At 73.5% G+C, this 19,935-nt stretch carries 19 protein-coding genes; 10 read left to right on the top strand and 9 right to left on the bottom strand.

The annotated features are described in order from the left end of the window. Positions 1 to 7: 7 nt before the first annotated feature. The 4 genes from MCAG_RS14300 to MCAG_RS14290 are packed head-to-tail and all read right to left on the bottom strand — an operon-like array spanning position 8 to position 5,242. Positions 8 to 907 carry a hypothetical protein gene (locus MCAG_RS14300; RefSeq protein WP_232290171.1) on the bottom strand — a complete coding sequence of 300 codons (900 nt, stop codon included), beginning with the start codon at positions 905 to 907 and terminating at the stop codon, positions 8 to 10. Beyond that, positions 907 to 2,406, bottom strand: coding sequence for an O-antigen ligase (locus tag MCAG_RS14295; protein ID WP_050777970.1), 1,500 nt, complete (start codon positions 2,404 to 2,406; stop codon positions 907 to 909). The genes MCAG_RS14300 and MCAG_RS14295 overlap by 1 nt, the downstream gene beginning before the upstream one ends. Next, the gene (locus tag MCAG_RS29700) at positions 2,403 to 3,395 is read right to left on the bottom strand and encodes a DUF3048 domain-containing protein (protein ID WP_050777969.1); all 993 of its coding nucleotides are present in this window, start codon (positions 3,393 to 3,395) and stop codon (positions 2,403 to 2,405) included. The genes MCAG_RS14295 and MCAG_RS29700 overlap by 4 nt, the downstream gene beginning before the upstream one ends. Then, a complete protein-coding gene (locus MCAG_RS14290; RefSeq protein WP_007073689.1) occupies positions 3,392 to 5,242 on the bottom strand; it encodes a hypothetical protein in 1,851 nt (616 codons plus the stop codon). Before MCAG_RS14290 ends, MCAG_RS29700 begins: the two co-directional genes overlap by 4 nt. 261 nt (positions 5,243 to 5,503) lie before the next feature. On the opposite strand from MCAG_RS14290, the gene MCAG_RS14285 reads away from it, so the two are divergent. Further along, positions 5,504 to 6,322 (top strand): hypothetical protein, encoded by an 819-nt coding sequence (locus tag MCAG_RS14285; RefSeq protein ID WP_157548069.1) that lies wholly within the window; start codon positions 5,504 to 5,506, stop codon positions 6,320 to 6,322. Positions 6,323 to 6,450: 128 nt separating this feature from the next. Here the strand turns inward: MCAG_RS14285 and MCAG_RS14280 are convergent, their stop codons facing one another. Then, complete coding sequence (locus MCAG_RS14280; RefSeq protein ID WP_050777968.1) at positions 6,451 to 7,434, bottom strand: sulfotransferase; 984 nt, start codon at positions 7,432 to 7,434, stop codon at positions 6,451 to 6,453. A 250-nt stretch (positions 7,435 to 7,684) separates the two neighbouring features. Here MCAG_RS14280 and MCAG_RS32575 point away from each other — a divergent pair, with 250 nt between their 5' ends. Genes MCAG_RS32575 through MCAG_RS14260 form a run of 4 tightly spaced genes read left to right on the top strand, consistent with a single transcriptional unit; the run spans position 7,685 to position 10,618 of the window. Further along, positions 7,685 to 8,125 carry a polysaccharide biosynthesis protein gene (locus tag MCAG_RS32575; protein WP_050777967.1) on the top strand — a complete coding sequence of 147 codons (441 nt, stop codon included), beginning with the start codon at positions 7,685 to 7,687 and terminating at the stop codon, positions 8,123 to 8,125. Positions 8,126 to 8,181: 56 nt separating this feature from the next. Next, positions 8,182 to 8,718 carry a glycosyltransferase gene (locus MCAG_RS32570; RefSeq protein WP_157548504.1) on the top strand — a complete coding sequence of 179 codons (537 nt, stop codon included), beginning with the start codon at positions 8,182 to 8,184 and terminating at the stop codon, positions 8,716 to 8,718. Then, a complete protein-coding gene (locus MCAG_RS32565) occupies positions 8,706 to 9,671 on the top strand; it encodes a sulfotransferase (RefSeq protein ID WP_007073684.1) in 966 nt (321 codons plus the stop codon). The genes MCAG_RS32570 and MCAG_RS32565 overlap by 13 nt, the downstream gene beginning before the upstream one ends. Further along, positions 9,668 to 10,618: a glycosyltransferase family A protein gene (locus MCAG_RS14260; protein WP_007073683.1), complete on the top strand. Its 951-nt coding sequence runs from the start codon at positions 9,668 to 9,670 to the stop codon at positions 10,616 to 10,618. The genes MCAG_RS32565 and MCAG_RS14260 overlap by 4 nt, the downstream gene beginning before the upstream one ends. A 6-nt stretch (positions 10,619 to 10,624) precedes the next feature. Here the strand turns inward: MCAG_RS14260 and MCAG_RS14255 are convergent, their stop codons facing one another. Continuing rightward, entirely contained in the window at positions 10,625 to 11,755 is a 1,131-nt protein-coding gene (locus MCAG_RS14255; protein ID WP_007073682.1) for a hypothetical protein, read from the bottom strand. Positions 11,756 to 11,792: 37 nt separating this feature from the next. After that, positions 11,793 to 12,623, bottom strand: a complete 831-nt coding sequence (locus tag MCAG_RS14250) for a 3'(2'),5'-bisphosphate nucleotidase CysQ (RefSeq protein ID WP_007073681.1) — start codon at positions 12,621 to 12,623, stop codon at positions 11,793 to 11,795. 240 nt (positions 12,624 to 12,863) lie between these two features. On the opposite strand from MCAG_RS14250, the gene MCAG_RS14245 reads away from it, so the two are divergent. Further along, the gene (locus MCAG_RS14245; RefSeq protein WP_007073680.1) at positions 12,864 to 13,958 is read left to right on the top strand and encodes a PLP-dependent aminotransferase family protein; all 1,095 of its coding nucleotides are present in this window, start codon (positions 12,864 to 12,866) and stop codon (positions 13,956 to 13,958) included. A 348-nt stretch (positions 13,959 to 14,306) separates the two neighbouring features. Beyond that, positions 14,307 to 15,455: a magnesium/cobalt transporter CorA gene (gene corA, locus MCAG_RS14240; protein WP_007073679.1), complete on the top strand. Its 1,149-nt coding sequence runs from the start codon at positions 14,307 to 14,309 to the stop codon at positions 15,453 to 15,455. Positions 15,456 to 15,737: 282 nt separating this feature from the next. Here corA and MCAG_RS14235 read toward each other — a convergent pair whose 3' ends face one another. After that, the gene (locus MCAG_RS14235; RefSeq protein ID WP_036373411.1) at positions 15,738 to 16,571 is read right to left on the bottom strand and encodes a hypothetical protein; all 834 of its coding nucleotides are present in this window, start codon (positions 16,569 to 16,571) and stop codon (positions 15,738 to 15,740) included. An 84-nt stretch (positions 16,572 to 16,655) separates the two neighbouring features. On the opposite strand from MCAG_RS14235, the gene MCAG_RS14230 reads away from it, so the two are divergent. Both MCAG_RS14230 and MCAG_RS14225 read left to right on the top strand, forming a co-directional pair. Next, positions 16,656 to 17,186 (top strand): peptidylprolyl isomerase, encoded by a 531-nt coding sequence (locus tag MCAG_RS14230; RefSeq protein WP_007073678.1) that lies wholly within the window; start codon positions 16,656 to 16,658, stop codon positions 17,184 to 17,186. 64 nt (positions 17,187 to 17,250) lie between these two features. After that, positions 17,251 to 18,162 carry a rhomboid family intramembrane serine protease gene (locus MCAG_RS14225; RefSeq protein WP_007073676.1) on the top strand — a complete coding sequence of 304 codons (912 nt, stop codon included), beginning with the start codon at positions 17,251 to 17,253 and terminating at the stop codon, positions 18,160 to 18,162. Here MCAG_RS14225 and MCAG_RS14220 read toward each other — a convergent pair. Then, positions 18,146 to 18,619 carry a PH domain-containing protein gene (locus tag MCAG_RS14220; protein ID WP_007073675.1) on the bottom strand — a complete coding sequence of 158 codons (474 nt, stop codon included), beginning with the start codon at positions 18,617 to 18,619 and terminating at the stop codon, positions 18,146 to 18,148. The two genes, MCAG_RS14225 and MCAG_RS14220, sit on opposite strands and share 17 nt — an antisense overlap. A gap of 108 nt (positions 18,620 to 18,727) precedes the next feature. Between MCAG_RS14220 and MCAG_RS14215 the strand changes: the two genes are divergently transcribed. Then, positions 18,728 to 19,900, top strand: coding sequence for an acetyl-CoA C-acyltransferase (locus MCAG_RS14215; protein ID WP_007073674.1), 1,173 nt, complete (start codon positions 18,728 to 18,730; stop codon positions 19,898 to 19,900). Positions 19,901 to 19,935 lie beyond the last annotated feature (35 nt).

Genomic DNA, 19,935 nt, shown 5'->3' with positions numbered 1-19,935 from the left:
CCCAGTCTCACACCAGCACCCGGCCGTCGGCCAGGGCCGCGCTGTTGCCGCCGTTCCAGTCGCCGTGCCAGGCCCCCAGGGCCAGCACCGGGTCGACGCGGCGGACCTCGGCCAGCACCGCGCGCAGCCGGGCCGCCTCCGGCCGGTCCCCGAGCGCCGCCAACTCGTCGCGGAGCCGCCGGTCGTGGGCGCTGCCCGCGTACGGGCGGCGCTCCACGCCGACGCAGCGGCTCACCGCGACCATGGCTGCCCGTTCGGCCTCGGCGGCCGGCGCGGGCGCGGCCCGGGGCAGCCCCACCGGCAGGGCACTCTGCACCAACAGGGCGTGCCCGCCCCAGACGCCGTGGTGCAGCGCCTCGGCCACCTGCACGCCGGGCAGGTCGAGTTTCGCCAACCGGGCCAGCGCCGCCGCCTCCGCCTCGACCAGGGCCCGGGTGAGCGGGTCGACGCCGAGCTTCGCGTACCCGATCGGGTCGCCAGCGGCGTCGAGGAGCTGGACCACCGGTTTGCGGTTGGCCCGCGCCGGCCCGATGTGGATGCTCAGCAGCGCCGGGCGGCCCAGCACGGCGGCCAGGTGCGCGTCGAGCGCGTCGCCGCCCGCGTCGACCACCAGCCGGTCGCGGAAGGCGAGCCGCCCGAGCCCGGTGCGGAACGCGGCGGCCAGCACCGCGCGGCGCAGCCGGGCCTTCGCGCTCTGCGCCTCGGTGGAGTGCCGGACCGCGCCGGCCGCCGCCCGCCGGGAGCCGGCCGGCACCAGCAGCCGGGGCCGCGCGGCCGAGGGCACCACCGCGAACCCGGCCCGGCCGCCGCGCCGCAGCGCCGGTCGGGCCGGTGCCGGCCAGACCAGGCCGGCCAACTCGGGCAGGTACGCGCCGCGCGCGTCGGCGCCGGGGGGTGGGGTGAGCATCAGCGGAACCGCCGTTCGGGCAGGGCACGGGGTGCGGTCGGGGCGACCGCGGCCTCGACGGCGGCGAGCCGGGCCTCGCGGCGCGCCGCGCGCAGGTGCAGGTCGTTGCGGGCGAGCAGCGCCACGCTGATCAGCCCGTACGCCAGGGTGGTGTTCAACGAGCCGTAGAGGAACTGGAAGAACAGCATCAGGATCAGCACCAGGCTGCCGGCGATGCCGATCGGGGTGTGGTCGTGCCGGAACCGCCACAGGCACCACAGGAAGAACGCGCTGTAGCAGAATGCGCCCACCCAGCCCTGGCCGGTCAGCAGGTTCCACACCTGCCCGTTGCTGCCCAACTCCCGGTTGCCGCACTGCTTGCAGTCGGCCGACTTGCCGATCGCGATCGACCGGTTGCTGCCGATCAGGGCCCGGTTGCCACCGTAGCCGAGCACCGGCGAGTGGTTGGCCGCCTCGACCGCACCGCTGGACAGGGTGGCCCGGATGTCGTCGCTGTGCCCGTTGGCCATGCGTTCGTTGAGCAGGTCGCCCAGCGGGGACGCGAGCACCGCCACCCCCATCAGCCCGGTGGCCAGCGCCAACCCGACCAACACGACGACCCGACCACGCAGGGCCAGCCGCACCGCGACGTACACCGCGCCGATCACCAGCCCGATCCACAGCCCCCGGTTGAGCGAGTAGACGATCGGGAAGACGGCGGCGACCACCACGAGGTAACCGGTGAGCCGGCGTGGCCCCCGGCCGAGGACCACCCAGCCGACGATGAACCAGATCAGCAGGATCGCCATGTTCTCGCCCCAGGTGTTGGTGTACTCGAAGGGGGCGGCCGGGCGGGGCGAACTGGCTTCCCCGGCGAGCACCTCCTGCACCTGGGCGACCTCGACGTGCATCAGCCGGTTGACGAACGGTTCCTTGGCGATGGCGGAGGGCAGGATGTAGTTCAGCGGCGCGACGAACTTGAGCTGCGGGAACAGCGCCCCCACGTACCCGCCGATGACGGTGATCACGGCCATGAAGCCGAACAGCTTCACCAGCCGTCCCCGGGGCAGCTCCCGCTCGCTGAGGTTGAGGACGTAGAGCATCGTCACCGTCAGGGCGGTGTAGTTCATCACCCGGATGCCCCAGCCGATGTACCGGCCGGAGCCGCTCGGGGCGAGCGTGTTGGGCGCGGTGATGCCGAGCATCAGCCCGGACAGCACCACCCAGGCCAGCAGGATCAGCCAGAGCCCGAAGCCCGGCGGCACCTTGACGTTGCCGCGCCGGTAGAGCCGGAAGGCCATCGGGACGGCGAGGATGGCGAAGATGAACGAGGGAAGGCCCAGCGCCCACCACACCGGGTAGAGCACGAAGAGCGCGGTCACCGGCCAGGCGGGGGGCAGCCGCAGCGACCAGCGCCGGGCCGGCGCTGCCGGCGGGGTTCGCGGCGGGTCGGCCGGACGCCGTCCCGCCGGTGCCGGCTCCGGCCCCGGTGCGGGCCGGAGCGGGGCGGCCGTCGTCATGTCACGCTGACCTTGGCGTTCTTCGGGGCGTAGATCACCCAGGCGGGGCCGGGCTGTGGCCGGACCTGGAAGCCGCCCTCGTCGGTGATGTTGCAGACCAGCCGCTGCCCGGGCTTGCTCCACCTCGCCTTGGCGCTGGACGGGCCGGACACCACGAGCGCCGCGCCGGAGCCGTAGACGTTCGCCCCGGGCAGCGAGCGGTGGCTGGGCTTGCGCACGGTGAGGGTGCGGTATTCCATCGTGAGCACGACGACCGAGGCGACGCTCACCGTGACCTTGCCGATCTTGCCGCGCCACGACGAGCTGGCCGCGTCGTACGCCCAGGTCTGCGTGGGGTGCCCGGGGGCGGCGACGGTCAGCTTGCCGGCCGGGCTGACGCCCTGGCTGCCCAGCGGGGCGCCCGGGGCGGCGTGGTCGAGGACCTGGGTCGGCGCTGCGCCACCCTTCGGGGCCGCCTGGCGCAGCGCGGCGGTCGACGCCTGGCCGGACGGGAACGCGGCGGCGCGCTGCGCCGGGGTGACCCCCTCCAGTTCGGCGGCGGCGAACTGGTTGAGAAAGCCGGTAGGCCCGCCCGCGTACCCGACGAAGGGGCGCAGCACGCCGACCGTGCGGATGTCCACGGGGCGGATCTCCGCGACCGGGCCCACCCTCGCGGCGTCCCGGGACTGGTAGACCGCTGTCAGGTGCAGGCTCTCCGACTCGGCGAACTCCTGGTAGACCAGGTCGGCCTCGGCCAGCCCCACGGGGCTCGTGCCGGCGGTCACCCGCAGCGGCACCACCACCGCCTGGCGGCCCGCCACCGCCTCGGCGACCGGCTTTCCGGACAGCGGGGCGGCCGGCAGGCTCGGGGTGGGACTGGGCCGGGGGGCCGGGGAGCCCGGGTCGACCAGGTCGGTGGCCCCGGGCGGCTGTTCCTCGGCGCAACCCGCGCCGAGGGCGGCGACCAGCGCCACCGCGAGCGTGTTGCCCAAGACGCGCCGGCGGTTCACTCCCTGTCCTCGACCGGGTCGAGGGCCATCGAGTACCGGCCGGGGTCGATGCCGTCGGAATCCCGCGAGGAGCGGTAGACGGTGGACTTGCCCGGGGGCTTCGGTTGGGTCACCGGCCTGGACGGAAGCACCGGCGGGGCCTGAACCGCCGGGGCGGGGGCGGGCTTGGCGGGCCCCTGCGGCCCGGACGGCCGGGCGTCCCGGGCGCTCGCGGTGGAACGGGGCAGGATCATCGTGGACTCGATGTTGTTGGGCGGGCCGGCCTGCGACGGCACCGTCGGGTCGGGCCGCGGGCGGGGCGACGGCGGGCCGCCGCGTCGCGCGGCCGGGGCGGGCGGGGCCGGGACGCGCTCGGCCAGCCGGGGGGCCAGCACCGCGCCGAGGACCGGCGCGTCGACCTGCTCGAACTGGTGGATCGCGGCGGTGATCTCGCTGCTGCGCGTCTGCCCGCCCTCGATCACCAGGATCACCCCGTTGACGTGCCGGGCCAGCGCCTGCGCCTCCACCGCGGCCGTCGGCTGGGCCGTCTCGATCAGCACGTGGTCGAAGCGGGCCGCCAGCTCTCCGAGCACCTCCAGCATGGTGGCGACCGGCAGCTCCACCTCGGTGTCGAGGTTGCCGGGGAACAGCACCCGGAGCTGGCCGAGGCCAGGGGCCGGGGTCAGCGCGGTCAGCGCCGACACGTCGTGGCGCAGCACGTCGGCCAGGGTGTGCCGGGGCTTGACCCCACCGAGCATCGCGGGGAGCGGCGAGTCCCGCTTGGTCGTGACCACCGCGACCTGCGCGCCGGTGCGGGCGTACGCGGCGGCGAGATTGCCGACCACGAAGCCGGCCGCCGGGCCGGGCGAGGTGTCGGTGAGCAGCAGCAGGCGTCCCCGGCCGGGCTGCGGCTCGGGCATCGTCGACAACAGCACGTTGCGTAGCCGGCCCAGTTCGCGGGAGACCTCGTGGCCCGGCGGCAGGATGGTCAGGCCGGCCTGGCGGGTCGGCAGCTCCAGCAGCATCGGCAGGCCGAGCCGGTCGGCGACGTCCCGGCCGCGCCGGACCCGGGTGTCGAGCCGGTCCAGCACCAGGGCGACCACGATGCCGAACAGCAGCCCCGCGCCGAGGCCGCTGGCCAGGTTGAGGGTGGTGTTCGGGGAGCTGGGCTTCCGGGGCAGCGGCGCGTCCGAGATGATCTCGCCGGGGTCGAGCGCGGTGCTCAGCAGCGGGCTCAGCCGGCTGTTGAGGCTGGCGAGCTGGTTGGTCAGCACGTTGCGGTCGGCCTCGGCCCGGGCCCGCTCCACCGAGTTCGGCGGAGCGGCGGCGATCTTGCCGGCGACGGCGGCGAGCTGCTTGTTGGTCTCGGTGATCTGCTGCTTGAGCGCGGTGGTCTCGTTCTCCAGGGACCGGGTGGCCGTCGCCAGCCGCAGGTCCAGGTACGCCTGGGCGAAGGAGTGCGAGCCGGCCTGAGCGGCCTCGGGGCTGCCCGCCTCGAACACGATCTGGAGCACCTGGCTGTTCGGCGGCACGGTGACCGACAGCGACCGGACCAGGTCCTCGGCGGGAAGATTGGTCTTCAGTAGAGCCTGGGCCCGCTCGGCGACGACCAGGGAACGGACGACCTGCGCCTCGGTGTCGAGGTTGACCTTGGCGCCGGGGTTGGCGTCCGGGCCGACCTGGCGGACCAGCAGCGACGTGGTCGACACGTACGTGCGGGTCTGCACCTGGCTGACCAGCATGCCGGCACCCGCGCCGAGCAGCGCGGCCACCACGAGGAGCCACCATCGGCGGCGAAGCCACTCGATGTAGGTCATCAGCGTGGGGCCGTCTGAGTCGCGCAGATCGGCGTGGTGAGACGAGGGCATCGGGCTGTGTCGCTCCCTTTGGACCGGGCCGGCCAGTCGTCCGTGGCGAGCGGTGCCACGGCGAACCTTGAGTCTCCCTGATCCGAGCGGTCAGGGGAAGCCGACGAAGGTTCGCTTCTCAGCGGCGGCGTCGCGGGGGAGGATGAGCGGGTGCGGTTTTGCTACCACATCCAGAGCCACCGGTCACCCGAGCAGCTGAACCGGCTGGTACACGCGGTGAAAAAGTACAGTCCAGACAGCATTGTGCACGTCAGTCACGACGTGAACGGTGCCCCGCTGGACCTCGCCGAGCTGCGGTCACTGCCCGACGTCGTCGTGCAGATGCACGAGGGTGGATACGGTGACTTCAGTCATGTAGACCGCTACATGGCTGCCGTCGACTGGCTGAACGGCGAGGGGGTGCAGGTCGACTGGCTGGTGAACATCACCGGTCAGGACTACCCCCTCCGCCCGCTCGGCGAGTGCGAGGCCGAGCTGGTCGACTCGGGCGCCGACGGGTTCATGGAGTACTGGGACGCGAATGGGCCGGACAGCCACTGGCCACGCAGCCGGGTCCGCTCCCGCTACCACTTCCAGCACCGGCGGCTGCTCCGGCTCAGCCCCCGGGGCAAGAAGCTGCTCCGCCCGCTCCAGGCGGTCAACCGGGTGCAGCCGTTGGTCCGGGTGCACGTGTCGTACGGGCTGGCGGTCGGCCGCCGGGCCCGCACCCCGTTCGGGGACGACCTGCGGCTGCACGGCGGGTCGGCGTTCTCCTCGCTGAGCTGGCCGGTGGTGGCCTACCTGCGGGAGTACTTCGACCGGCGGCCGGACGTGGTGGAGTACTTCCGGCACTGCCTCTCCCCGGTCGAGGCGGTCTTCCAGACCATCGTGTGCAGCGCCGGCCGCTTCGACCTGGTGCCAGACTGCAAGCGCTACTTCGACTTCCGGAACAGCACCTTCAACCACCCCAAGTCGCTGACCGCCGAGGACCTGCCCCGCGCGCTGGCCAGCGGGGCGCATTTCGCCCGCAAGTTCGACTACGAGCGGGCCCCGGAGCTGCTCGACACCCTCGACGCCCACCTGGCCGCCGCCGCCCGGTAAGGAAGGGCCCCCTGTTAACGCTTTCGGTATAGGAAGGGTCCCTTCCTAACGCCTTCGGCCGAGCCGGTTCCGACGCCTTCGGCCGAGCCGGGAGCCGGCCGGCCCGAGCCGGACGCCGAACAGGGGCGTCAGCGGTAGCCGTAGCGGCGGCGCATCGGCCAGGTCATCGCCCCGACCAGGCGGCGGGGGCCCGGGGCGTACTCGCGGCGCCACTTCTCGTCCAGCGCCAGGGTGATCGGGCCGCTACGCATCCGGATCCGCCCGCCGGCCACCGCGTGCGAGCCGGCCTGCTCGAACTCGTTGTCCCGGAGGAACTCCAGCGGATCGACGACGCCGGTCACGTCGGCGGTCAGCGCCGCGATCCGGCCCAGCTCGCCGCGCGGGTCGCGGACCAGGTCCTCGTACCGGACGGTGACCCGGGGCACGCCACGGCGGCCCAGCGCGGCGACCATCGCGTTGACGGTGACCCAGCGCCGGGCGGTCAGCCGCGCCGACCGTTGGTTCATCCGCCCCTTGGTCGAGGTGCCCTCGGGCAGCTCCACCACCTGGCTCCACGAGTACGCCACCCCGCGCGGGTCGCGCAGCACGTGCACCAGCCGCAGGTCGACCTGCGGAGTCCGGGCCAGGATGTACGCCAGCGACGGGCGCTTGGTGGAGTCGACCACGACCCGCGCCCCGGACACCTCCCCCACCGCCCGGTAGAGCCTCGTCAGCAGCTCGGTGTAGCGGTCCAGGTCCCGCCGGAAGGCAGCGGACATCCCCGGGTTCACGATCAGCGGGATCTTGGCGGTGGCATCGACCCGGCGTTGCAGCGCCCGTACGTCGGCCACGTCGATCTGCGACCATCCGCCGTACGCCCGCCGGCCCACCTCGCCCCAGAACGGGCACGCGTCGAAGTGCTCACCGCAGGCGCACCGGAAGTTCCGCTCGACACCGGACTGCCACAGGTAGAACAGCTCGCCGACGTCGCAGTGCCCGACGAACTGGCCGAGCATCAGGTCGAGCAGTGTGGAGCCACTGCGCGGCATGCCGCAGACGTAGAGGACGGTGACCGGGTCGGGGGTCACCCCGTTGCCGGTACCCTGCGTTGCCTCGGCCGTCTGGTCGGTCATCCGCGATCCCCTCGCCCCGGTGGATGTCAGCGGCAGTCTAGGCGCGGGACGGGGGAGCTCGGCATTGGCGAAAGGTCCTGCTGGCAACCATCCGACAGGTCGGATGATGATGAGCGCCACTTATGTTTCTGTTCGCAGGGCCGCTACATTGTGGCGGCGTCGCGCCGTCCGGTCGACCGCCCCCGGTGGGCGCGTCCCGGGGCGCGGTGGGGCCCTCGGGAGGCGGGTGTACGTGGAGTCTGGTGAAGTCATGCTCGTCGGTTCCAGCGGCGGGCACCTCGCCCAACTGGTGGCGCTCGCACCGTGGTACCGCAACCGGGCCCGCTCCTGGGTGACCTTCGACACCCCGGACGCCCGATCACTGCTCGACGGCGAGGACGTGGTCTGGGCGTACCACCCGACCACCCGCAACCTGAAGAACCTGGCCCGCAACCTCTGGCTCGCCGTGCGGGTGTTCCGCGGGCGGGATGTCGCCGCGGTGGTCACCACCGGTGCCGGGGTCGCCCTGCCCTTCGTGGTGGTGGCCCGGCTGCGCGGCATCCCCACGGTCTACATCGAGGTCTACGACCGGATCGACACCCCGACGCTCTCGGCCCGGCTGTGTCGGCCCTTCCTCTCGGCGATGCTCGTGCAGTGGGAGGAGCAGCGCCGGCTCTATCCAAAGGCGACCGTGGTGGGAAACCTGCTGTGAACCTGCCGATTCCGCGCCAGCGCGGCGACTCCCCGGCCCCCCGCACGATCCTGGCCATGGTCGGCACGGACGTGCACCGTTTCGACAGGCTGGTCGACTGGCTGGAGCGCTGGCACGTTGGCCGGGACGCCGCCGCGCCGGAGGTCCGGCTCGTCGTGCAGCACGGGCGCAGCCGGGCGCCCCGGCTGCCGGGCGCGGTGCCGTTCCTGGCCCACGACGAGCTCCAGCGGGCGATGACCGAGGCGGACCTGGTGGTCTGCCACGGCGGTCCCGCCACCATCACCGAGGCACGCCGGCACGGGCACCTGCCGATCGTGGTGCCCAGGGACCCGGCCCACCACGAGCACGTCGACAACCACCAGCAGCTCTTCTCCCGCCGGCTCGGCGCGGCCGGGATGGTCCGGCTGGCCGAGTCCGAGGCCGACCTGGTCGAGGCGCTGGACAAGGGCGTGGCGGACCCGCTGACGTACGCCCTGGCCGCCGACCCGGACCGGCCCGACCCCCGGGTCGCCGCCGCTACAGCGGTTGGCCGGATCGTCGAGGACCTGGTCCGTGCCAGCCGGGAACCCGGGCGGCGCAGGTGGTGGCGGTGAGTGCCCGGGTGCTCTTCGTCGGCGGGCTGGGTCGTAGCGGCTCCACCCTGTTGGAGCTGATCCTAGCCCAGCATCCCGACGTCTGCGCGGTCGGCGAGGTGGTGCACCTGTGGGAACGGGCTCTCGGCGGCGACGAGCGGTGCGGTTGTGGGGAGCGGTTCACCGCCTGTGACTTCTGGCAGCGCGTCGGCGAGCACGCCTTCGGCGGCTGGTCGGCGGTCGACCGCGCCGACGTGCTGGCGCTGAAGGACGCTGTCGACCGGACCCGGCACATCCCCCGGCTGGCCCGGGCCGAGCTGCCCGCCGCACAGCTCGACGAGGTGCGCCGCTACGCCGACCTCTACACCCGGATCTACGCCGCCGCGATGGCGGTGACCGGCGCGCGGCTCGTGGTGGACTCCAGCAAGCACGCCTCCACTGCGTTCGCGCTGCGCTGGGCCGACGACCTCGATCTGCGGGTGCTGCACCTGGTGCGGGACAGCCGGGCGGTGGCGTACTCCTGGGCGAAGCAGGTACGCCGGCCCGAGGTGGTGGACGCCGAGGCGTACATGCCGACCTTCTCGCCGTTCACGGTGAGCAAGTTGTGGACCGCGCAGAACGCCGCGTTCCACCTGCTGGCCACCCGCGTGCCGGTGGTCCGGCTGCGCTACGAGGACTTCACCGCCGACCCGCGCGACACGATCGCCCGGCTGCGCCGCTTCGCCGGCCTGCCCGACGACCCCGGCGCGCTGCGGGTGCTGGACCCGTCGCCCGCGCCGCTGCGCCCGGCGCACAGCATCGCCGGCAACCCGCTGCGGTTCAACGCCGGCCCGCTGCGGGTCCGGCAGGACGACGCCTGGCGCACGGCCCTGCCGTCGCGTAGCCGGGTGGTGGTGAGCGCCGCGACGCTGCCCCTGCGTCTGCGGTACGGATACGTCGGCCTCGGCCGCCCGGGCTCCACGGAGGCGCAATGACCGAGCCGGTGCACGACACCGACGCAATGACCGAGCCGGTCGGCGGGTACCCGTCGGTGACCGCGGTGGTTCCCACCCGGGACCGCCCCGAGCTGCTGCGCAAGGCCCTCGACGCGATTCTCGGTCAGGACTACCCCGGCCGGGTGGACGTGGTGGTCGTCTACGACCAGTCCGAGCCGGACCGGTCGCTGGCCGACGACCCCCGGGTCACCGTGCTGGTCAACCAGCGCAACCCGGGCCTGGCCGGCAACCGCAACACGGGCATCCTGGCCGCCACCGGTGACCTCGTGGCGTTCTGCGACGACGACGACGAGTGGCTGCCCGGCAAGCTCGCCGCGCAGGTGGCGGCGCTCGCCGCCGCGCCCGACGGCGCGTTCGTGAGCTGCGGCATCCGGGTCGACTACGACGGCCGCCAGGTCGACCGGGTGCTGCCGGTCAACCGGGTGCCGCTGGCCGCCCTGCTGCGGGACCGGCACACCGAGCTGCACCCGTCGACGTTCCTGATCCGCCGGGAGGCGCTGCTCGACGGCATCGGGCTGGTCGACGAGGAGATCCCGGGCAGCTACGCGGAGGACTACGAGTTCCTGCTCCGGGCCGCCCGGCACGCCCCGCTGGTCAACCTGGTCGAGCCGTACGTGACGGTGCGCTGGCACAAGCAGTCGTACTTCGCCCAGCGCTGGGAGACCATCTCCGTGGCGTTGCAGTGGCTGCTCGGCCGGTACCCGGAGTTCGCCACCGTGCCGGCCGGCGAGGCGCGGGTCAGCGGCCAGATCGCGTTCGCCCAGGCGGCGCTGGGCAACCGGGGCGAGGCCGTGCGCTGGGCGCGGCGCACGCTGTCGCGCAACCCCCGGGAGCCGCGCGCGTACCTGGCCCTCGCCGTGGCCAGCCGGGCCGTCGACCCCGACCGCGTCCTGCGTACGCTGCACAAGCGCGGCCGGGGGATCTGAGCCCGGTCAGGAGGCGGCGCACCAGGCCCGCCACGCCTCCCGGCTCGGCGCGTCGGTGAGCCGGAAGTCGCCTCCGGCGACCTCGTAGTCGTAGTACGCCACCCACAGCGGGCGTTGCCCGTCGAGGTACCGGCTCATCGACCGGATCCAGGCGGCCCGGCCGGTGCCGCTGCTGTCCCCGGCGATGCGGACGCTGCCGGTCTCGGCGAGCCCCCACGGCTTCCCCAGCGCCTTCGACTTGTTGATCATCGGGGTGAAGACCTGCGCCGGGTCGGTGTACCGGTCGTACTTGCCGCCGCTGTTGTAACAGTCCCAGCCGAGCACGTCGATGGCGTCGCCACCCGGCCAGTAGTCCTCGAAGGTGCGCCGGGAGTTCGGGTTGAGCGTCCAGCACATCAGGATCAGCGTGGATCGCAGCCGGGCGTTGCCGGCCCGGTCGGCGAGGCCGGCGAGGCGTTTCCACGCGGCCCGGTACTGGGCGGCGGTGTACGAGCCGCGCTCGACGTCGTCCTCCGGCTCGTGGAAGTACGACCAGTACACGTCGAGGTCCCGCGGGACGGAGCGGAACCAGGCGGCGAGCCGCGAGTCGTGCTTGCCGGCGGCCACCTCGCCGGGCGGCGCCTTGAACGAGACCACCACGGTCCGGTTGGCGACGTCGGCGCGGCTGCCCGACCAGGACGGCGGCAGCCCCGGGTAGAAGACCCGGACCATGCGCAGCGGGCCGTAGCTGCGGTCCGAGCGGGCCAGCCCGGCGGCGAAGCTCTCCCCGCTCTTGAGGTAGATGCTCGCCCCGGGCAGCGTGTTGCGGCCGCCCGGGAAAGCGCCGGACGTGGCCCCGCCGCTGACGCTCGGGCTCGGCGAGCCCGACGCGGGGCCCGCGCCGAAGCCCTCGTTGCCGCTCGGCGTCGGGCGGGTGCCGGGGGCCGCCGGGCCGAGTCCGGCGTTGCCGCCGGTGGCGTCGGTGGCCGTCGGGGCGGGCCCGCCGGGCAGGTGGCCGTTGGTGGCCAGGGCGACCGTGGTACCCAGCACGAGCGCGCCGGCGGTCAGCGGGAGCAGCCACCAGCGGCCGAGCCGGCGCCGCGGCGGGGTCGGGTCGGGGGCGGCGAGGGTGGGCGCGGCGATGGGGCCGGAACTCATGACCCTCCTCTGTTCAACGGTGCCGGAGCGGGCGTCGTCAACGGTAGCGGTCGATGGCCGCGAGCAGGGACTCCGCGTGCTCCGGACGGCAGACCAGCAGGTCCGGAAGGCGCGGGTCGTCCCGGTTGTAGCGCAGCGGTGAGCCGTCGATCCGGGACGCGTGCATGCCTGCGCCGAGGGCCACGGCGACCGGGGCAGCCGAGTCCCATTCGTACTGGCCCCCGGCGTGCACGTACGCGTCGACCTGGCCGGTGACCACCGCGCAGACCTTCACCCCGGCCGAGCCCATCGGCACCGCGCGGGCGCCGATGCCCTCGACCAGTTCGCTCACGAACGCGGGCGGCCGGCTGCGGCTCACGGCGATCCGCAGCGGCCCGTCGACGGGCGGCGCGGTCGGGACCCGGTTGCCGAGGACCAGCGGCGTGCCGCCGGGGCCGGTACGGGCCGGCATGCCGACCGCGCCGGCGACCAGCGCGCCGTCCGGGGCGGCCGACCGCTGCCAGAGTGCCACGTGCACAGCCCAGTCGTCGCGCCCTTCCTCAGAGAATTCCCGGGTGCCGTCCAGCGGGTCGATGATCCACACCCGGTCCGCCGTGAGCCGGGTCGGCCGGTCCCCGGCGGACGGGTCGTCGGCCCAGGCCCGTCGGCTGTCCGCCTGCTCCTCGGAGAGCACCGCGTCGGCCGGGCGCCACCGGGCCAGGGCGGTCGACATCAGGTCGTGCGAGACCTTGTCCCCCGCGTCCTTGAGGGCCTTCGGGTCGGCGAAGCCCTGCTCGGCGCGGAGCGCGGTCAGCGCCACGCCGGCCTCGCCGGCCAACCACTCGGCGAACGCCTGGTCGTCGAGCCGACCCGTACCGTCCTCGGTCACGTGAACCTCACCACTCCTTCGGTGCCACCCGCCGGCCCGTGTCCCCGGGCACCGCGCGGACGCCTATCCTTCGGCGGTCGCGCGGGCGCGGCCAGACACTGGTCCGATAATCGACACCGAGAGTGTCGCGTACCTCCGGTGGTCCCCGCTTCGGCCGTTCGCCGCCCGTCCGCTGCCCGCATGTTGAACTTGGCGTGTATGCCGGTCGGACCGCCCGGACCAGGCCCTAGGCTCGTCCGCATGACTGCCGAGCAGCTGATCTCCTTCGCCCGTGGCGCTCCCTCGCTGGACATCGTGGATGTCGAGGGGCTCAAGGCCGCCGCCGTCCGCGCCTTCGACGCCGACCCAGCCGGGGTCACGGCGTACGGCACCTCCGTCGGGTACCCGCCCCTGCGGAAGTGGATTGCGGAGAAGCACGGCGTCGAGGCCGATCAGGTGCTGGTCACCAACGGCTCGCTCCAGGCCGACGCGTTCCTCTTCGACCACCTGGTCCGGCCGGGCGACGCGGTCGTGGTGGAGCGTCCCACGTACGACCGGACGCTGCTGAACCTTCAGCGGATGGGTGGCGAGATCCACGGCGTGACGGTTCAACCGGACGGCCTGGACACCGCCGAGCTGCGCAAACTACTGGAGTCCGGGGTCCGGCCGAAGCTCGCCCACGTCATCCCCAACTACCAGAACCCGGCCGGCGTCACGCTGTCGCTGGACAAGCGGCGGGAGCTGCTCGACCTGGCCGCCGAGTACGGCTTCACCCTCTTCGAGGACGACCCGTACGCCGACATCCGGTTCCGGGGCGAGCCGCTGCCCTCGATGCTGTCGATGGACACCCGGGGCGTGGTGGTGCACGCCTCCAGCTTCACCAAGACGGTCTGCCCGGGCGTGCGGGTCGGGTACCTGGTCGGGCCGGCGGACCTGATCAGCGACATCGCGAAGAAGGCCACCAGCCTCTACATCTCGCCCGGCATGGTGTCCGAGGCGATCGTGCACCAGTTCTGCGTCTCCGGTGACATCGCCCGCTCGATCGAGACGGTCAGCGCCGCCCTGGGTGAGCGGGCCCGGGTGCTCGCCGAGTCGTTGCGCCGGCACATCCCCGAGGCGCGCTTCGTCGAGCCGGACGGGGGCTACTTCCTCTGGGTCGAGCTGCCCGAGGACGTCCTGGTCGACCGCCTCGCCCCGGCGGCGGCGGAGCGCGGAGTGGCGGTGGTCAAGGGCAGCGACTTCGTGCTCGCCGGCGGGCAGCACGCGCTGCGCTTGGCCTTCTCGGCGGTCACGGCGGACCGGATCGACGAGGGTGTTCGCCGGCTCGCGGAGGCGATGGCGGCCGTCCGCAGCTGAATTTCTGTCAAATTTCTGACAGAAGCGCGGTGTGGGCCGGGTGGGGCCTCCCGCCCGGCCGGCCGAAAGCCCACAATGCTGCGAGCGCCGCTCATCTCGGTCGGCTGGCCTGCCCCGACGCGGGCCCGACGGCCCCGACCAGCGGCGCGTAGGCACTACCCCCGCCCCCAAGTGCGCCGGGTGGGCCGGGCCGCCCCTCACCCCCCTGATGCGGCCCGGCCCACCCGGCGCCGCCCCCGCCCCCTCGATCACTCCCGCCGGCCGACGGCGGCAGGCCCAGGTCTGGCGGGCGTACCCTGCTACCCGCGGCGGCGTCGGCGGTCGCGGCAGCGGGGGGAGGGGGTCGCCATGTCGGACCGGGCGGAGCGGAGCGAGGCCACGTCGCCAACCGGGGGGCGGGCGATCAAGCCCCGGGCCTGGGCCCCGGTGCGGGCGATGACCAGGATCCTCAACGCCGACGGCAGCCAGCGCGCCTCCACGCCGCGCGGCACCGGCACCGGCCGCAGCGCGGTCATGGACTCCGCCCTCTACGTCGACGGCCGGCGGCAACCCGGGGACTGGCACTACGCGGAGGCACTGGCCGCCGCCCGCCGCGAGCGCGGGTTCGTCTGGATCGGCCTGCACGAGCCCGAGCTGGCCGAGATGACCGCGATCGCCGACACCTTCGGCCTGCACGAGCTGGCCGTCGAGGACGCCGTGAAGGCCCAGCAGCGGCCCAAGTTGGAACGCTTCGGCGAAGTCAGCTTCCTGGTGCTGCGTACCGCCCGGTACTGCGAGCACGACGAGCTGACCGAGAACTCGGAGGTCGTCGAGACCGGCCAGGTGATGCTCTTCATCGGCCCGAACTTCGTGATCAGCGTCCGGCACGGCGACGCCTGCCGGCTCGCCCCGGTCCGCGCCGGCCTGGAGGCCAAGCACGAACTGCTGGCGCATGGCCCCTGGGCTGTCGCGTACGCGATCACCGACCGGGTGGTCGACCTCTACCTGGAGGTGGCCGACCGGCTGGAGGACGACCTGGACGTGCTGGAGGCCGACGTGTTCGACCGGCAGAGCACCGGGCGTATCCAGCGGGTCTACCAGATGAAGCGGGAACTGGTCGAGTTCAAGCGGGCGGTGGTGCCGCTGCAACGCCCGCTGCTGACCCTCACCGCTCAGGTCAGCCGGGAGATCCCGCAGGAGGTGCGGCGCTACTTCCGGGACGTGCAGGACCACCTCAGCCGCACCGTCGAACAGGTCAACTCGTACGACGACCTGCTCAACTCGATCCTCCAGGCGCGGCTGGCCCAGGTCACGGTCGACCAGAACAACGACATGCGCAAGATCGCGGCCTGGGCCGGCATCGCGGCGGTCTGGACCGCGATCGCCGGCATCTACGGCATGAACTTCGAGAACATGCCGGAACTGAAGATGAAGTACGGCTATCCGGTCGTGCTCGCCCTGATGCTGGCCATCTCGCTGGCCCTGTACCGCTGGTTCCGCCGTAACGGCTGGCTCTGACGGCTCCGCCGTAACGGCTGGCTCTGACGGCTCTGCCGTAACGGCTGGCTCTGACGGCTCTGCCGTAACGGCTGGCTCTGACGGCTCTGCCGTAACGGCTGGCTCTGACGGTTCCGCCGTAACGGCTGGCTCTGACGGCTCCGCCGTAACGGCTGGCCCTGTACCGCTGGTCGCGCCGTAACGGCTGGCCCTGACCGCCCTCGCCGCAACGGTCACCCGGGCACGCCCACGGCGCGGGACGACGGGGGCCGTCGCCGCGCCGTGGGCGCGATGGCACGAGGGTCAGCGGCGGCCGGCGGACCCGGCCTTGTTCTCCTTACCGAGCGCCTTGTCGAGGTCGTCGGCCGGTCGGCCGGAGACGTCCCGGGCGCCCTCGGCGACCGAGGGGACCCGGTCGGTGGGGTGAATGACCGGCCGGGCGCCGGGCCGGGTGGTGGAGGCGCTGTCGCCCCCGGCCACCGCCGAGCTGCCGGCCCCGGTCGGCCCACCCGCCGCCGGCGAGCCGCTGGACATCGTGGATGAATCGGTCACCTTCGCGCCGTTCGCCGAGGGGGTTTCCACGACCAGGGTGTCCACCTCGTCGCGGGCCGGTTCCAGGGTGCGGGTCGGGTCGTACTCGGACCACTCCTGCTGCTCGCGGCGGCGGCGCATCGCCATGGCGCCGGCCAGGCCGGCGACCGTGCCGGCGGCCAGCAGGCCGACCATCGTGCCGCGCGACCGCTTCTGCTTCCGCTTCCCCTTCATGATCTTCGCCTTGACCTTTCTGCTCTCCGCGGCCCGTCGGGCGGCGGCGGCCTTCTTCCCCGCGACGGCCTTCCCGGTCGCCTCGGCCTGTGCGTTGCGGACGGCCAGGGCCAGCGGCGCGAGGGCCGCGACCGTCGACGCGAAACCGCTGGACGCCCGGTCCCGCACGACGAGGGCGGTCGGCGCGACGGCTCCCCGGGCCGCCTGGACCCGAGGGCGGACCGTGGCGCCGGCCCCCTTGGCCGCGTAGGTCGCGGCTTGCCTCAGGTGGCCGATGCCCTGGTTCAGTTCGGCCCTCGCCAGCTGTCCCTGGGTCTTGCGCCGGACGATTCCAAACACGGTCCCACCTCCTGGGAGTTGTTCCTTCGTCATCCTCCACCTTCGGATGCCTCCGCACTGCCAGATCGGGCACATGGGAGGATCCGCATGGAACTGACCAACGAGTGAGGAGTACCCGTGGCCGAGGCTGTCTACGCCACCCTGCACACCAACGCCGGCCCGATCCGGCTGGAGCTCTTCCCCAACCACGCGCCGAAGACGGTCCGCAACTTCGTCGACCTGGCCGAGGGCAACAAGGAGTACACCGACCCGCGTACGGGTCAGCCGGGCAACGGGCCGTACTACGACGGCACGATCTCGCACCGGGTGATCAGCGGCTTCATGATCCAGATGGGTGACCCGACCGGCACCGGTCGCGGCGGCCCGGGCTACAAGTTCGGTGACGAGTTTCACCCCGAGCTGCGCTTCGACCGGCCGTACCTGCTGGCCATGGCGAACGCCGGGCCGGGCACCAACGGCTCGCAGTTCTTCATCACCGTCGGCCCGACCCCGCACCTGAACAACCGGCACACCATCTTCGGCCAGGTGGCCGACGAGGCGTCGGCGAAGGTCGTCGACTCGATCGCCAACACCCCCACCGGCCCGAGCGACCGTCCCCTTCAGGACGTGGTCATCGAGCGCGTCGAGATCGAGCGCGTCCCGGCCTGACCGGCTCGGCGAGGTACCTTTGCTCGCATGACTGAGCGCCCCGCGGCACCGGGAGGCAGCGGCCGTGAGTGAGTCCCCGCCGACCACCCCGGTCTGCTACCGGCACCCCGGCCGGGAGACGTACGTCCGCTGCACCCGCTGCGACCGGCCGATCTGCCCCGACTGCATGCGGGACGCCTCGGTCGGGCACCAGTGCCCGGAGTGCGTGGACGAGGGACGCCGTAGCGTGCGGCCGGCGCGTACCGCCTTCGGTGGCGGTGCCGTCGGCCGCCTTGGCTACGTCACCAAGGCGCTCATCGCGCTCAACGTGCTGCTCATGCTCCTGTCCATCGCCTCCGACCGGGGTGGCGACGCGGTCGCCGGCGGCTCCGGCTTCGGCGGCCTGATGGGCGGCAGCACCCCGCTCACCGACTGGGGCTCGGTGCTCGGCCACGCCCTGTTCCCCGACGGCAGCGTGCACGGCATCGTCCAGGGCGAGTGGTACCGCCTGGTCACCGCGATGTTCCTGCACTACGGCGTGGTGCACCTGCTGCTGAACATGTGGGCACTGTGGGTGCTCGGCCGGTCGCTGGAGGCCAACCTCGGCCCGCTGCGGTTCCTCGCCCTCTACCTGATCGCCGGCTTCGGCGGGAACGTGGCCGCCTACCTGTTCAGCGCCGAGAACGCCACCACGGCCGGTGCGTCCACCGCGATCTTCGGCCTCTTCGCCGCGCTGATCGTGATCGAACGCCGGATGGGACGGGACATCTCCTCGGTACTGCCGGTCCTGGTGATCAACCTGGTCTTCACCCTGACCGTTCCGGGCATCTCGATCCCGGGCCACCTCGGCGGCCTGGTGACCGGCGGGGCCATGGCGCTGATGCTGGCGTATGCCCCCCGGTCCCGGCGGACGCTGTTCCAGGCAGCCGGGGGGACCATCCTGCTGGTGGCGCTGCTCGCCCTGGCGGTCGTCCGCACCCTCATGCTGACCGGCTAGCGCGGTCCGGCCCGGTCGAGGAGGGGCGGGCGGCGCGCAGCGCGTCGGCCACCTCGCCGGGCGGGGCGTCCAGGTCGTACCGGCCGAACAGGTGCAGCGACTCGCCCGCGTCGATCTCCAGGACCTCCGTGGACAGGCCCAGCCGGGGCCGCCGGTCCACCGTGATCGCCTCGACGGCCGCCCAGTCGAGCCGCCGCCGGCCCGCGAAGCCGCGGACCACCGTGATCCCCGTTGGGTCGACCGCGAGCCGCACCGGGGCCAGCAGGTCCCGCAGCGCCCAGCCGGCCAGCCCGGCGGCCACCACCCCGGCGAGCACCAGCCGCACCCGGTCGCCGTCGGCGAACAACAGCCCGAGCCCGACCAACGCCGCCGCGCCCACCAGCTTCACCGCCGGCAGGACCGGCGGCACCCGCCACTGCCGGGCCGACGACGCTTCGGAGGTCCCTGCCGACTCCATCCCACCAGGATGCCAGCCGCGTCCGCCCCCGGTCGGCCCGGCGTCGCGGGGGGCGACCGAACGGCGGAGGACGTAGTATCGGGGCAGCCAGGTTACCGGGGAGTAAACATGAGTGACGCGGTCATCGTCGGTGCGGTACGCACCCCGGTCGGGCGACGCGAGGGCAGCCTCGCCGCCGTGCATCCGGTCGACCTCTCGGCGCACGTGCTCCGCGCCCTCGCCGAGCGCACCGGGATCGACCCCGGGCAGGTCGACGACGTGATCTGGGGCTGCGTGTCCCAGGTCGGCGAGCAGTCGTGGAACGTCGCCCGCAACGCCGTCCTCGCCGCCGGCTGGCCCGAGTCGGTGCCCGGCACCACGCTGGACCGGCAGTGCGGGTCCAGCCAGCAGGCGCTGCACTTCGCCGCCGCGACCGTGCTGTCCGGTCAGGCCGACCTGGTGGTCGCTGGCGGCGTCGAGTCGATGACCCGGGTGCCGATGGGCTCCAGCGTCGGCGGCGGCATGCCGTTCAGCGGCCAGGTCCGCGACCGCTACCGGGGCGTCGAGGGCTTCGCCGACGACGACCCGCTGCCGTTCAGCCAGGGCGTCGGCGCCGAGCTGATCGCCGCCCGCTGGCGCTTCTCCCGCGCCCAGCTCGACGAGTTCGCCCTCGCCAGCCACGTCAAGGCCGCCGCCGCCCAGGACGCCGGGGCGTTCGACCCGGAGCTGGCCCCGGTGGTCCTGGCCGACGGCGGCAAGTTCGCCGCCGACGAGGGCATCCGCCGGGACACCTCGCTGGCGAAGCTGGGCGGCCTGAAGACCCCCTTCCGCGCCGACGGCGTGGTCACCGCCGGCTCGGCGTCCCAGATCTCCGACGGCGCCGCCGCGCTCGCGGTCACCACCTCCGAGTGGGCCAGCCGTCACGGCCTGCGCCCGCTGGCCCGGGTGCACACCGCCGTGGTCGCCGCCGACGACCCGGTCACCATGCTCACCGCCCCCATCCCGGCCACCGCGAAGGCCCTGCGCCGCGCGGGGCTGGGCATCGAGGAGATCGGGGTGTACGAGGTGAACGAGGCGTTCGCCCCGGTGCCGCTGGCCTGGCTGGCCGAGACGGAGGCGGACCCGGAGCGGCTGAACCCGCGCGGCGGCGCGATCGCCCTGGGTCACCCGCTCGGCGCGTCCGGGGCCCGGATCATGACCACGATGCTCCAGCACATGCGCGACAACGGCATCCGCTACGGCCTCCAGACCATGTGCGAGGGCGGCGGGATGGCCAACGCCACCATCGTCGAACTGCTCTGACCAGGCGCGGCGGGCCCGCAGGCAGCTCGACCACC

Origin of the sequence: Micromonospora sp. ATCC 39149, from assembly GCF_000158815.1 — a bacterium.
In the GTDB taxonomy this organism is placed as follows: domain Bacteria; phylum Actinomycetota; class Actinomycetes; order Mycobacteriales; family Micromonosporaceae; genus Micromonospora.
This window is presented reverse-complemented; position numbering and strand designations above follow the sequence as displayed.

Excerpts from the sequence above, each read along its gene's own strand:
- MCAG_RS14300 (WP_232290171.1), bottom strand. The coding sequence starts at position 907 with ATGCTCACCCCACCCCCCGGCGCCGACGCGCGCGGCGCGTACCTGCCC.
- MCAG_RS14295 (WP_050777970.1), bottom strand. The coding sequence starts at position 2,406 with ATGACGACGGCCGCCCCGCTCCGGCCCGCACCGGGGCCGGAGCCGGCA.
- MCAG_RS14290 (WP_007073689.1), bottom strand. The coding sequence starts at position 5,242 with ATGCCCTCGTCTCACCACGCCGATCTGCGCGACTCAGACGGCCCCACG.
- MCAG_RS14280 (WP_050777968.1), bottom strand. The coding sequence starts at position 7,434 with ATGACCGACCAGACGGCCGAGGCAACGCAGGGTACCGGCAACGGGGTG.
- MCAG_RS32575 (WP_050777967.1), top strand. The coding sequence starts at position 7,685 with ATGCTCGTCGGTTCCAGCGGCGGGCACCTCGCCCAACTGGTGGCGCTC.
- MCAG_RS32570 (WP_157548504.1), top strand. The coding sequence starts at position 8,182 with ATGGTCGGCACGGACGTGCACCGTTTCGACAGGCTGGTCGACTGGCTG.
- MCAG_RS14260 (WP_007073683.1), top strand. The coding sequence starts at position 9,668 with ATGACCGAGCCGGTGCACGACACCGACGCAATGACCGAGCCGGTCGGC.
- MCAG_RS14255 (WP_007073682.1), bottom strand. The coding sequence starts at position 11,755 with ATGAGTTCCGGCCCCATCGCCGCGCCCACCCTCGCCGCCCCCGACCCG.
- MCAG_RS14245 (WP_007073680.1), top strand. The coding sequence starts at position 12,864 with ATGACTGCCGAGCAGCTGATCTCCTTCGCCCGTGGCGCTCCCTCGCTG.
- corA (WP_007073679.1), top strand. The coding sequence starts at position 14,307 with ATGTCGGACCGGGCGGAGCGGAGCGAGGCCACGTCGCCAACCGGGGGG.
- MCAG_RS14235 (WP_036373411.1), bottom strand. The coding sequence starts at position 16,571 with ATGACGAAGGAACAACTCCCAGGAGGTGGGACCGTGTTTGGAATCGTC.
- MCAG_RS14220 (WP_007073675.1), bottom strand. The coding sequence starts at position 18,619 with ATGGAGTCGGCAGGGACCTCCGAAGCGTCGTCGGCCCGGCAGTGGCGG.
- MCAG_RS14215 (WP_007073674.1), top strand. The coding sequence starts at position 18,728 with ATGAGTGACGCGGTCATCGTCGGTGCGGTACGCACCCCGGTCGGGCGA.